Below are 12,890 nucleotides of genomic sequence, written 5' to 3' on the forward strand. Positions count from 1 at the left end.
AGCGCGATGAAACGGAAAGGAGGGTTGCGCTTCGCGGTGCCGGGCCTCGCACTGTGCGTGCTGGCCGGCACGGCTCGCGCCGACGAAGAGAAGGTGCTGAACCTGTACAACTGGAGCAATTACTTCGCGCCGGATACGTTGGCCGGCTTCGAGAAGGAAACCGGCATCAAGGTGCGCTACGACGCGTACGACAGCGACGAGACGCTGCAGTCGAAGCTGCTGACCGGCAACAGCGGCTACGACCTCGTGTGGCCGACCAACGACTTCATGGCCAAGCAGATCCAGGCCGGCGTGTTTCGCAAGCTCGACAGGAACCGGCTGCCGAACCTGAAGTATCTCGATCCGTCGCTGCTGAAGCAGATGGCGCAATCCGATCCGGGCAACCAGTACGGCGTGCCGTACATGTGGGGCACCGTGGGCGTCGGCTACGACCGCGCCAGGGTGCGCGCGATCCTCGGCAAGGACATGCCGGCCGACAGCCTCGACCTGCTGTTCAAGCCGGAGATCGCGGCGCGCGTCTCCGCGAAGTGCGGGCTGGGGCTGCAGGATTCCGCGAGCACCGTACTGCCGCTGGCGTTGCGCTACATCGGCCACGATCCGATGCATCCGTCCGCGCAGGACTATGCGGCCGCGCAGGCGATGCTGATGAAGATCCGGCCGTTCATCCGCGAGTTCGTCAATTCGTCCGATGCCAACGAGCTGATCGACGGCGAGCTGTGCGTGACGGTCGGCTTCTCCGGCGCGATCAGCCTGGCCGCGCAGAAGGCGAAGGCGCGCGATCCGAAACGCGACGTCGTGTACGACATTCCGCGGATCGGGACCTTGATGTGGTTCGACGCGATGGTCATTCCGGCCTCCGCGAAGCATCCGGACAACGCGCATGCATTCATCAACTACATCCTGCGCCCGGACGTGATCGCGAAGATCTCGAATTCGACGCGCTATGCGAATGCGAACCAGGGCGCGCTGAAGCTGATGGACCCGGCGCTGGTACGCAATCCGGGCATTTATCCGGACGAGGCGACGCGGCGTACGCTGTTCACGCCGATCGCCGAATCGCCGGCGGCGATGCGCCTGGAAGGCCGGACCTGGCTCGGCTTCAAGACGGCGCGGCCGTGACCGCGCATCACGAAGTCACCGAACGATTGAAACCACCGAAGCAAACGAAGCAACCGGCGAGCGAAAGAGGAATGCCATGACAACGAGACGTCAACTGTTGAAACGCGGCCTGTCCGTATCGGGGGCGGCGCTGGCCGCCGGCGCGCTGGGCGGGTTGCTCGGCCGCGCCGCGCACGCGCAGCAGGGCGCAACCTGGCACATGCCGGACGAGGGGGCGCCGCATACGGCGACCTGGATGGCGTTCGGCCCGAGCGAGGACATCTGGGGCGCGCGGCTGTTGCCCGTCGCGCGCGCGAACCTGGCCGCGATCGCGAAGGCGATCGCCGCGCACGAGCCGCTCAAGATGCTGGTGCGCGAGCAGGACTATGCGATCGCGTCGCGGCTGTGCGGTTCATCGGTCGAGCTCGTCCAGCGCCCGGTCGACGATCTGTGGATGCGCGACACGGGGCCCGTGTTCGTGAAGAACCCGTCGGGCCAGCTCGGCGGCGTGAGCTTCAATTTCAACGGCTGGGGCAACAAGCAGGAGCACGACCAGGACGCGGAAGTCGCGCCGTTCGTGGCGGAGCGCGCCGGGGTGCGGCTGGTCGACACGCGGCTGGTGCTCGAAGGCGGCGGCATCGAGGTGGACGGCGAGGGCACGGCGATCATCACCCGCAGCTGCGTGCTCAATCCGAACCGCAATCCGGGTGTTAGCCAGGCCCAGTGCGAGGTGGAGTTGAGCCGGTTGCTGGGGCTGAAGAAGATCATCTGGCTGCCGGGCATCGCGGGCAAGGACATCACCGACGGGCATACCGATTTCTATGCGCGCTTCACGAGCCCGGGCGTCGTGGTGGCCGGGCTCGATACCGATCCGTCGTCGTACGATCACGCGGTGACGCGGCAGCATCTGGAGATCCTGCGGAAATCCACCGATGCGAAGGGCCGCCCGTTGAAGGTCGTCGTGCTGCCGGGCCCGAAGTCCGTCCGGCATCAATACGAGAACGACGAATTCGCGGCCGGCTATATCAACTTCTACGTGTGCAATCGTGCGGTGATCGCACCGCAATTCGGCGACAGCCGCGCCGACCGCAATACGCGCGACACGCTCGTCGACCTGTTTCCGGGGCGCGAGATCATCCAGCTGAACATCGACGGCATCGCCGCGGGCGGCGGCGGAATCCACTGCACCACGCAACAGCAGCCGGCCTGAGTACTGCCGCAGGCCGGCGCGCGACCGCCGCCCGGGTGACCGTAGCAGGCCCCCTTTCGTTCCGGACTACTGAAAACAAAGCGGACTCCGTCTTGCAAGACGGAAGCCGGCGTGCACGCGTGCGCGCCGACCGCGCAATGGAGTTGAATCATGATGAAACGACGTACCCGCGCGAGCACAGGCAAGCGTATGCGGCCCACACCGGATAACGGCCGGCGCGGCTTCATTCGATATTCGACCGCCGTTCTCGGTTTGCCGCTGCTGGGCAGCCTGACGGCTTGCGGCGGCGGCGATGGTGCCGCCGACGCGGCTTCCACGTCGCCAGGCACGACATCTGGCACGACGCCGTCGACGCGGCAGGTCAAGTACCGGCTGCCGGCCGAAGATGCGCCGCATGCGTCGACCTACATGGCCTTCGCGTCCGGCGCGGAAGGCATCTGGATGCCCGTCACGCCGCAAAGCACGGATGCCGGAATCGACCGCGTGCGGGCCGACCTGATGGACGTCGCGAAAGCGATCGGCGCAACCGAACCGGTCGACATGCTGGTGCTACCGGCCGATCTCGACGCGGCCCGCGCGCTGCTCGCGACCGCGAGCGTCGCGAACCCCGACCTGCACGCGCGCTATGCGGCACGCGCCGCGGGAGCCGGCGGGATCAACCTCGTGCCGCTCGCCGACGGCTTCGACGATTTCTGGGTGCGCGACACGGGATGCCTGTTCGTCAGGGATTCGACGAACGACAATGCGCTGAATGCGGTCGGCTTCAATTTCAACGGATGGGGCAACGCGAACACCGACGGTGCCGGCATGCGCCCCGGCGCGACGGTCCCGCCGGAAGTCGAGGCCGGGAGCAACCGGTCGAAGGCGGGCAAGTTCTTCCAGCCGTTCGGGCGCGACAACGCGGTGGCGGGCTGGATGGCGCAGCGCAAGGGCGCGAGCCTGATCCGCAGTACGTTGACGCTCGAAGGCGGTGCGATCGAATTCGACGGCGACGCGACGGCGATCCTCACCGAGTCGTCGGTGCTGCACGTGAACCGGAATCCGCAACTGTTCGACATCCCGAACGGCGCGATCGCGAATGCGACGCTGCTGCCGACGGCGAAAGACACGGTGCTCGCCGAACTGCAGCGCACGCTCGGCGTGCGGAAGGTCATCTGGCTGCCGGGTACGGCGACCTATCCGCGCGGCAGCGGCGTAGGCGGTGCCGGCGGCGCGGCGACCCCGGCCGGCGAGACCGACATCACGAACGGGCACGTCGACTTCTACGCGCGCTTTCTCGCGCCCGGCGTGGTCGCATGCTGTTACGACGCGTCGAATTCGACCGGCGAACGCGCGTTGACGGACGCCAACCGGCAACGGCTAGCCGGCCAGACCGACGCGAACGGCCGACCGCTGCAGATCGTCGAGCTGGTGCCGCCAGCCAATTTCGGCACGTCGGCCGGCACCAGCCTGAACGACCGGCAGATGACGAATTTCGCGGCCGGCTACATCAATTTCTACACGTGCAACGGTGCGATCGTCATGCCGAAGTTCAACGACGCGGCGGCCGACGCGGCCGCCGTCGCCGCCATCCGGCCGTATGCGGGAAGCCGGGCGATCGTACAGGTCGACATCCTCGGCATCGCGTCGGGCGGCGGCGGCATCCACTGCTCGACCCGCGAAGTGCCGGCGTGAGCGTGTCCCGTCATATCGATATTGAAATCGATTCGTTGTCCGTGACGGGCGAATTCCTTAATCTGGGCCTGTAGTTCGTGTGACACCTCCTTGACTGGGATTCGCGCCCGCTGCTTGCAGCGGGCGTCTTTTTTTGCGCGCTGCATTCGTGGCCGCCCGAAGCGGTGCGAAAGCCCGGGGCGCCGCTGCACCGGACGACCCGCACGGGACGCGTCCGTCATGGCGCGTATATCGATTCGATTGCGGAAAGGCCAGCCCGCGCAATCGCGAATCGATATGAACAAATCCGCCTGCCGACACGCGATAACCGGGGTAATTTGTTGGCCGGCGTGGGCGTGACTCCATGCGATTCGTACTAAATTCAATTCACTTCAAATAGGACGATTCTTAAAATCGAGATGAAGCGGTATTGATTGATCGTAAATCGCGAGATTGTTTCGGTTTTTGTCGCATCGGAAATCGCGGGCGTTCCCACGCCCGTTTCACACCACCATTCCATAGACTGCCTCTTTGACGCCCCTGTGGCGCGGGCCACCTGACAGGTCAGTCCGGGCCTCCGGCCGCATTCATTCGAATTCCGTGTTGCTTTGTAAATGGCTTGAGTATTTCATACTCGTACGATATCGATAAATTAATTTAATTAATAGAATGGCGTCGGTCGTCAATTTTCGGATGGGATATTGGCCAGTCTTTCCGAGGCAGACGACCCCTTCGTATTGCGGGCAATTGGTGAAACGATCGAATGCTCGCACTTCGAACGGTGCTGTTCCGAGAAAACATCCATTTTTAGAGGAATTCAACGATGAAGATGAATTTGCTTCGGGGTTGCGTCGCCGCGGGTATCGCAAGTGCGGCGTTCGTGCCGTCGGTATCCCACGCATTCGATGGGGAACTCGCGTTCTATGGCAGCATTTCCGACGTCACCTGCAACATCAACGGCGTAGCGCCGGGCGACGGCAACCGCAAGGAAGTGCAACTCGGCGACCGCATCGGCACCGACACGTTCCCCCAAGTCGGCGCGGTTTCGACCCCCGCCACGTTCAACCTGGTCATCGGCGGCAATACCGGTTGTACCGACGGCACGAAGGTGCTGGTCGAATTCGATCAGCGGTCGAACAACATCAATCCGGTGACCGGCAACCTGAAACTCGTCGGCACCAAGCCTGCAGAAGGCATCGAAATCCAGATCAAAGATGCGGGTAACGGCAAGACCGGCAAGATCATGCTCGGCCAGGCGCAGAACTTGGCGGAGGCCCAGGTTGCAACCGTCGCAAGCAACACCGCCACGCTGACTTATGCGGCGCAGTACGTCTCGACTGCCGCGAAGAGTGCAATCAAGACAGGTTCGGGCAACTCGTTCATCCGATACGTGCTCGCCTACCACTGATCGATGCAACCGCTGCTCCACGTCATGAACTTGACCATTCGTTCCCTCCGTTTGCAAGCCGTGGCCGGAGTCGTGGCGTGGGCTGCCTGTGCCACGCTGGCACAGGCAGCGCTGCTGCTGGACGGTACGCGGGTGATTTTTCCCGAGCATGACCGCGATGTCACGGTCCGGATAAAAAACGCCGGTACCGAGCCGGTACTCGCGCAGAGCTGGATCGACGATGGCCGTGCCGACGTGCCGCCCGAACAGATGCGTACGCCGTTCGTGGTTGCACCGACATTGGCGCGCGTCGAAGCAGGGCGGAGCGCCGTGCTGCGCATCACGAACATGCAAGCACAACTGCCCGCCGACCGCGAATCGGTGTTCTGGTTGAACGTGCTCGAGGTTCCCGCCGTACAGCAGGACACCGACAACCGGTTGCGCTTCGCGTTCCGGACGCGCATCAAGTTGTTCTACCGGCCAACGTCGCTCGCGAACGACGTCGATACCGCGGCGGACAAGCTGGTCTGGAAGGTATCGGCCGACGTGCCGCATACGGGCGGCCAACCGATATCGCTCGAGGTTGCCAATCCGACGCCGTACTACGTGTCGTTCGGCCTGGTCGAGGGCGACGTCGGCGGAAAATTCATCCCGGCAGGTGGCGGGATGGTCGCACCGTTCGGCTCGCAGCGCTTCCCGCTGCCTGGTGCCAGCGGACGTTCCCAGCGACCGACGGCCGTGCGGTACATCGCGATCGACGACTACGGCGGCCGAAGCACCATCACAAAAAAATTGGCGGACTGAGCAACCGGTTCACGCCACACATCCAGAAGGCACAACACTGCACGCCGGTTCGTCATAACGATTCGGCATGCGAAACAAATGTATACTCATGCTGAGTTCGGCGGGCTTTCAATCTTCATGCGCACCACGGCTTCCGCAGCGACCTTGTTTGCTGGCCGTCGCATCCGTGTTCGCATCGGTGGCGATGGCGTCGGGGACGAACGGCTTCGCGGCCACGGTCGCCCCGGCGGATGCGGTCGATGCGGGCGCGCTGGAGGACACCCGCCGCTCGAGTGCGAACCCGCCGCCGAGCGGGTCGGCCGGCGCCGAGACGCACTTCGACGATTCGATGCTGATGCACGGCGCAGGAAGCGAGCCGATCGATACGACGCCGTTCGCGCAACCGAATGCGATCGTGCCGGGCGTGTATCGCGCCGATCTCATCGTCAACGGGCAGTGGCGCGGCGTGGAAGACATCACGTTCCGCCACGATGCGCGCGGTGACGTGCTGCCTTGCTACGATCGCGCGCTGCTGCAGCGGGTGGGGATCGATCTGGATCGGAGCGCGCGCGGCCAGGATGCCAGCCAGCCGCCGAATCCGATGCCGGACGGGCTGATCTGCGATGCGCTGTCCCGGTACGTGCCCGGCGGCGCGCTGTCGTTCGATACGGCCGAGCAGAAGCTGTATCTGACGGCGCCGCAGTTCTACATGCGGCTCGCGGAGCAGAGTACCTACGTCGACCCGTCGAACTGGACGAACGGCGTGCCAGCCGCATGGCTGAACTACAACGCGAGCGCATTTACGACACGTTCGAGCGGTTACGAGTATTCGCAGCTCTACACCGGCCTGTCGATGGCGGCGAGCGCGGGGCCGATCCGGATTCGTCACAACGGCAACCTGACGTGGTCGCAGCACGACCGCGCCCGTTATCAGCGCGGCTACGTATACGCGCAAACCGATCTGCCCGCCTGGCGTGCGCAGTTGCTGGCGGGCGAGAGCTCGACCAGCGGTGCGATGTTCGACGCCGTGTCGTTTCGCGGCGTGCAGATCGCAAGCGACGACCGGATGCTGCCCGACGAGCAGCGCTACTACGCGCCCGTCGTGCGGGGCGTCGCGCAATCGAACGCCAAGGTGTCGATCTACCAGCGCGGCTATCTCGTGCACGAGACGACCGTCGCACCCGGCCCGTTCGCGATCGACAACCTGCAGGCGATGAGCTATGGCGGCGACCTGAACGTCACGGTGACCGAGGCCAACGGCGAGACGCGCAGCTTCGTGGTGCCGTTCGCGACGACGGTGCAACTGCTGCGTCCGGGCAGCACGCGGTTCAGCGTGATGGCGGGGCAGGCGATCGAGCTCGGCGACGATATCGGCAAGCAGTACGTCGGCCAGTTCACCGTGCAGCGCGGTATCAGCAACGCGATGACGGCTTATGGCGGCGCCGCGTTTGCGAGCCGCTACCAATCCGTGCTGACGGGCGTCGCACTCAACACGCCGATCGGCGGCTTCGCGGCGGACATCACGGTTGCGCGCACGCAGCCGCGCGGCGGCGAGCGCATGAACGGCTCGAGCATCCGCGTGTCGTACAGCAAGAACCTGCCGAACAGCGGAACCAACTTCTCGCTGCTCGCGTATCGCTACTCGACGAGAGGCTATCTCGGCCTGCGCGACGCAATGCTGCTGAACGGCCGGAGCGATCAGGGCGCAGCGGCGGCCTCGTTTGCGCGGTTGCGCGATCGGGTCGATCTCAACGTGAGCCAGCAGATCGGGCGAGCGGGCAACATTTATGCGAACGGGTCGGCGCTCAGCTACTGGGCGGGCGGCGGGCAAACGGTGAGCTTTACCCTCGGTTACAGCACGCAATGGCGCGATGCGACGGTCACCGCGTCGGTGCAGCGCGTGCGCAATCTGTCCACCCGGGATTCATCGTTCGGCCGCGGCGCCGGCAGCACGCTCGTGAGCCTGAACGTATCGATTCCGCTGGGGCGCAATTCGCGACGCGCGCCGATCTTCAGCTCGTTCATGACGCATGACAGCAGCACCGGCACGAGCGCCACGGCGAGTCTCGCCGGCCGCTTCGGCGAGCGGGGCGACGGTTCGTACTCGATGGCAGCGAGCTATGACGGCAACAACCGCGCATCGTCGGGCAGCTTCGGCATCGGCTATCAGCGGCCCGCCGTGTCCGTGTCGGCGAATCTGGGTATCGGGCGCGACTACCAGCAGGCGTCGGCGAATGCGACGGGCGGCCTCGTGCTGCATCCGGGCGGCCTGACACCGGCCCCCACGCTGAGCGAGACGATCGGTGTCGTCCGTGCGCCGCACGCGCGCGGCGCACTGGTCGCGAACACGAGCGCACGCGTCAACCGCTTCGGCTACGCGATCGTGCCGAGCCTGATTCCGTATCAGCTCAACAAGGTCGACATCGATCCGAAGGACGTTCCAGAGGACGTCGAACTGAAGACCGTGTCGCGCAGCGTGGCGCCGCGCTCGGGCTCGGTCGTCATGCTGTCTTACGACACGCTGAAGGCGCGTGCGTTGCTGATCGACGCGCAGCTCGACGACGGGCGGCCGCTGCCGTTCGCGGCCCGTGCGGTCGACGCGCGCACGGGCGTGGCGCTCGGCGCGGTCGGTCAGGGCAGCCGGCTGTTCGTGCGCAGTGCCGAGAACGATGGCCAGATTCGCGTCGAATGGGGAACGCGTGCAGACCAGCAATGCGTGGTCGATTACGGGATACCGGCCGCGCAGCGTTCGGGGACGGGCTATGTGGCGCTCACCGGCACCTGCCGCGCTGCGACGCTGACGCCGAACGTGCTCGGGCCGCAGGCCGAGCGGGCAGGGGGGCGATAGCACGATGGATCGTTCGCGCTTTCGCTTCGTTCCGCTCGCGCGCCTGTCGTCGCGCCGTGGGTGCCGGAAACGGGTTGCCGGCCGCATCCTGAGGGCGGCGGTGCTGGCCAGCGTCGCGAGCGTCGGCACGCCCCGGTGCGAAGCGTCGCTCACCGTAGTCGGCACCCGGTTCGTCTATCCGGCCGATGCGCGTGCGCTGACGATCCTCGCCCGCAACAGCGGCAGCGCGCCCATTCTCGTGCAGGCGTGGCTGGACGACGGCGACGCGAATGCCGACCCGAGCCGGCTGCGCGTGCCGTTCGTCGTCGCACCACCCCTTGCTCGGCTCGATCCCGGGCAACCGCTGTCGATCCGCGTACAGGGCGTTGGCGGCGGGCTTGCCACGGACCGCGAGTCCTGTTTCTGGATCAACCTGCTCGAAGTACCGCCCGCCGCGCCGACCGGCGAGCCCGTGCTGCGCATCGCCTACCGGTTCAGGATGAAGCTGCTGGTTCGGCCGCCCGGGCTTCGTGGCGAGCCCGACGACGCACCGAACCGGCTCGCATGGACGCGCGACGGCACGCAGGCCGCAGCGTCGATCGCCGCGAGCAATCCCACGCCTTACTACGTGACGCTGACGCGCCTGTCGGTGAACGGCGAGCCCGTCGCGCTGAAGCACGGCGCGGTGGATGTCGCGCCATTCGGGCGAGCCGAGATCCCGATCGACAGGCAAATCGGCGCGGGCGCGATCGTGTTCGATGCCGTCGACGAGAGCGGCGCATCGCACGAATACCGGGCGCAGGCCGTGCCGCCGTGACGAGCGGCACGTCAATGTTTGCAGGACCCGTCCTGCCGGGGAGTATCGGCAGGGATTCGACTATAACAAGGGAAAAACGAAAGTGAACAAGACCTATGCTTTGGTGTGGAACGTCCGACAAGGCGCCTGGCAGGTCGCCGGCGAACGCGTACGCCGGCGCGGCAAATCCACCACGCGCGCGGGCGTCGTCGCGGTGCTGGCGTGGCTCGCGGGCAGCGCGGCGACGCCCGTGCATGCGCTACCCGCGGGCGAGAAGATCGTGTCCGGGAAAGCCGACATTCTTCGCTACGACAACGGGCAGCAGATGTCGATCAACCAGCATGACAACAAGCTGGTGCTGGACTGGCAGACGTTCAACGTCGACAAGGGGGAGCGTGTCACGTTCAACCAGCCGTCCGTGACGTCGATCGCGTTGAACCGGGTCGTCGGGCAGGACGGCAGCGGCATCTACGGCAACATCGACGCGAACGGCCGCGTGTTTCTCGTCAATCCGAACGGCATCCTGTTCGGCAAGGGCGCTCAGGTCAATGTCGGCGGCCTGGTCGCGACGACGCTGGATATCAAGAACGAAGACTTCGACGCCGGCCGCTTCCGGTTCTCCGGCCAGTCCCCGAGCGAAGTGCAGAACTTCGGCAATATCGTGGCGAGCGAAGGCGGCGCGATCGCGCTGCTGGGCGCGCGCGTGGTCAACAAGGGGATCGTCCAGGCGCAGATGGGCACCGTCGCACTGGCGTCCGGCAGCGATGCCACGCTGAACTTCGACGGCGGCAAGCTGCTCAACGTGCAGATCGACCAGGGCACCCTCAACGCGCTGGTGAGCAACGAGCAGTTGCTGAAAGCCGACGGCGGGCAGGTGCTGATGAGCGCCAGGACCGCCGATACCGTACTACGCACGGTGGTGAACAATCAAGGCACCATCGAGGCACGCACGCTCAGGAACAAGGCGGGCCGGATCTCGCTGGACGGCTACGACGCGGGCACCGTGAACGTTGCGGGTGTGCTGAACGCGAGCGCCACGACGCCGGGCAACGGCGGTACGGTCGAGACGCGCGGCGCCGACGTGAAGGTGGCGCTCGGCGCGACGGTCGACACGCGCGCAACCAACGGCCGCGGCGGCACCTGGCGCATCGCATCGTCCGACGTATCGGTCACGGCGGGTGCGAACCAGCCCGGTACGATCGTGGCGGACACGCTGTCGCGCAATCTTGCGACGACGGATGTCGAACTGGTCGCCGAACGCGGGCAGACCTCGGTCGACGGGGCGATCACGTGGGCGAGCGGCAACCGCCTGGTGCTGGCCAGCCGGCAGGGCGACGTGTCGGTCAACGGTGCGCTGCGCGCGACCGGTGCGAACGCGCGTGTTGCAATCGACGCACGCAAGGACGTGCGGATCGCGGCGCCGATCGCGCTGACCGGCGCGAACGCGCTGCTGACGCTCGACTACGGCGCGGCGCAATGGCTCACCGGCGCTGCGGCAGTGAAGCTGTCCGGCGCCGGGGCCGGCTTCGAATCGAACGGCTATCGCTATACCGTGATCCAGAACCTGCAGCAGTTGCAGGCGGTCAATGCAAATCTCGACGGCCTGTACGTGCTCGGCAACGACATCGTCGGTTCCTATTACGGCACGGCGTTCAGGACCATCGGTTCGGGCGCGTCGTTCACCGGTGTGTTCGACGGCCTCGGCAACACGATCGGCAACCTCGCCATTTCGAGCAGCGACCCGTACGCGGGGCTGTTCGGCCGCAACACCGGCACGATTGCCAACCTCAAGCTGAACGCGTTGCGCGTCAATGCCGCGGCGGGCGTCGGCCCGGTGGCCATCGGCGGGCTGGTGGGCGAAAACGCCGGCAGGATTTCGAATGTGACCGCGACCGGCATGCAGGTGACAGCAGGCGCCAACCGCAGCAACGCGCTCGGTGGGTTGGTCGGTATCAACCTGGGTGAAGTATCCGGCGCATCGCTTACCGGAAATGTCGCGGGCAACGGCATGTCGTATGCGGTCGGCGGCCTGGTCGGCGAGAACCGCGCCGATCAGCGTTCCGGTGTGGTGTCCGACAGCGAGTCGAATGCGACCGTATCCGGCGGCGCATCGAATCTCGCGTCGATCGGCGGTCTCGTCGGCGTGAACCGGGGTGGCGACATTCTGAGGTCGACGAGCCGCGGTACGACGTCGGGCGCCAACATCGCGGGCGTGAACGTGGGCGGGCTCGTGGGGGCGAACCTGCTCGGCACGATCGAAGACTCGAGCGCGCTCGGGCGGGTGACGGGCGGCTCGGGCGGTACGGCGGGCGGCCTCGCGGGCAGCAATACGGGCAAGATCGCCAAGTCGAGCGCGAGCGGCCTCGTCGACGGCCGGTACGCGCAAGCGATCGGCGGCTTCGTCGGCCTGAACCAGGGCATCGTGACCGACAGCAAGGCGCTGGGTGACGTGTGGAGCGCATCGACGGGTTCGACGGGCGGCTTCGTCGGCGTCAACCTGGGGCCCAACGCAACCGTCGACATGGCGGAGGCCCACGGTGCGGTGAGCGGCGGCCAGGGCAACATCGGCGGCTTCGTCGGCAGTCATTTCGGCGGACGGATTGCACATGCGGTCGCGCGCGGCAAGACGACGGGCGGCAACTACAGCAAGACGGGCGGCTTCGTCGGCAGCAACGCGGCTGAACTGAGCAACGTCGACGCGAGCGGCACCGTGTACGGCGGCTATGGTGCGGCGGTGGGTGGTTTCGCCGGCGCCAACACGACGTCCGGCACGATCGAGGCAGCGTCGTCCACCGGCAACGTGACGGGCAGTTCGTCGAGCACGGTGGGCGGCTTTGCCGGCGAAAACCTCGGCACGGTGCGCGACGCGTCGGCATCGGGCGTGGTCAACGCGGGGAGTTACTCGACGCTCGGCGGCTTGATCGGCATGAACGCCGGACTCGTCGAACGCTCCGCTGCGAACGGCCGGGTCAACGGATCGTCGACGCAGACTTTCGGCGGGCTCGTCGGCATCAACCGTGGCATCTTCCGCAACAGCATCGCGTCCGGTGAAGCTGCGCTGCAGAAGATCGCCGGTCTCAATCTCGGTGTGATCGAGTAACGCAACGGCCGGCGGGCGCGGCGACCTGCGCGCCCG

Annotated in this window: 8 protein-coding genes; all 8 read left to right on the top strand. The window is 66.1% G+C overall.

Annotation, left to right across the window (positions count from 1 at the left end; genetic code table 11):
- Positions 1 to 6 precede the first annotated feature (6 nt).
- The 8 genes from LXE91_RS13550 to LXE91_RS13585 all read left to right on the top strand — a co-directional run bounded on the left by LXE91_RS13550 (position 7) and on the right by LXE91_RS13585 (position 12,854).
- Complete coding sequence (locus tag LXE91_RS13550; protein ID WP_082139518.1) at positions 7 to 1,119, top strand: polyamine ABC transporter substrate-binding protein; 1,113 nt, start codon at positions 7 to 9, stop codon at positions 1,117 to 1,119.
- 76 nt (positions 1,120 to 1,195) lie between these two features.
- Positions 1,196 to 2,308 (top strand): agmatine deiminase family protein, encoded by a 1,113-nt coding sequence (locus tag LXE91_RS13555; protein ID WP_039358706.1) that lies wholly within the window; start codon positions 1,196 to 1,198, stop codon positions 2,306 to 2,308.
- A 150-nt stretch (positions 2,309 to 2,458) separates the two neighbouring features.
- Positions 2,459 to 3,982: an agmatine deiminase family protein gene (locus LXE91_RS13560; protein WP_039358703.1), complete on the top strand. Its 1,524-nt coding sequence runs from the start codon at positions 2,459 to 2,461 to the stop codon at positions 3,980 to 3,982.
- 802 nt (positions 3,983 to 4,784) lie between these two features.
- Positions 4,785 to 5,369 carry a fimbrial protein gene (locus LXE91_RS13565; RefSeq protein ID WP_039358699.1) on the top strand — a complete coding sequence of 195 codons (585 nt, stop codon included), beginning with the start codon at positions 4,785 to 4,787 and terminating at the stop codon, positions 5,367 to 5,369.
- 3 nt (positions 5,370 to 5,372) lie between these two features.
- On the top strand, positions 5,373 to 6,152 hold the full coding sequence (locus LXE91_RS13570) for a fimbrial biogenesis chaperone (protein WP_223274364.1): 780 nt from the start codon (positions 5,373 to 5,375) through the stop codon (positions 6,150 to 6,152).
- 148 nt (positions 6,153 to 6,300) lie between these two features.
- A complete protein-coding gene (locus LXE91_RS13575; RefSeq protein ID WP_223274362.1) occupies positions 6,301 to 8,979 on the top strand; it encodes a fimbria/pilus outer membrane usher protein in 2,679 nt (892 codons plus the stop codon).
- A 4-nt stretch (positions 8,980 to 8,983) separates the two neighbouring features.
- Positions 8,984 to 9,775: a fimbrial biogenesis chaperone gene (locus LXE91_RS13580; RefSeq protein WP_039358697.1), complete on the top strand. Its 792-nt coding sequence runs from the start codon at positions 8,984 to 8,986 to the stop codon at positions 9,773 to 9,775.
- Between the two features lie 82 nt (positions 9,776 to 9,857).
- Positions 9,858 to 12,854 carry a two-partner secretion domain-containing protein gene (locus LXE91_RS13585; RefSeq protein ID WP_039358695.1) on the top strand — a complete coding sequence of 999 codons (2,997 nt, stop codon included), beginning with the start codon at positions 9,858 to 9,860 and terminating at the stop codon, positions 12,852 to 12,854.
- Positions 12,855 to 12,890 lie beyond the last annotated feature (36 nt).

Source organism: Burkholderia contaminans (assembly GCF_029633825.1).
GTDB classification, from domain to species: domain Bacteria; phylum Pseudomonadota; class Gammaproteobacteria; order Burkholderiales; family Burkholderiaceae; genus Burkholderia; species Burkholderia contaminans.

Excerpts from the sequence above, each read along its gene's own strand:
- LXE91_RS13550 (WP_082139518.1), top strand. The coding sequence starts at position 7 with ATGAAACGGAAAGGAGGGTTGCGCTTCGCGGTGCCGGGCCTCGCACTG.
- LXE91_RS13555 (WP_039358706.1), top strand. The coding sequence starts at position 1,196 with ATGACAACGAGACGTCAACTGTTGAAACGCGGCCTGTCCGTATCGGGG.
- LXE91_RS13560 (WP_039358703.1), top strand. The coding sequence starts at position 2,459 with ATGATGAAACGACGTACCCGCGCGAGCACAGGCAAGCGTATGCGGCCC.
- LXE91_RS13565 (WP_039358699.1), top strand. The coding sequence starts at position 4,785 with ATGAAGATGAATTTGCTTCGGGGTTGCGTCGCCGCGGGTATCGCAAGT.
- LXE91_RS13570 (WP_223274364.1), top strand. The coding sequence starts at position 5,373 with ATGCAACCGCTGCTCCACGTCATGAACTTGACCATTCGTTCCCTCCGT.
- LXE91_RS13580 (WP_039358697.1), top strand. The coding sequence starts at position 8,984 with ATGGATCGTTCGCGCTTTCGCTTCGTTCCGCTCGCGCGCCTGTCGTCG.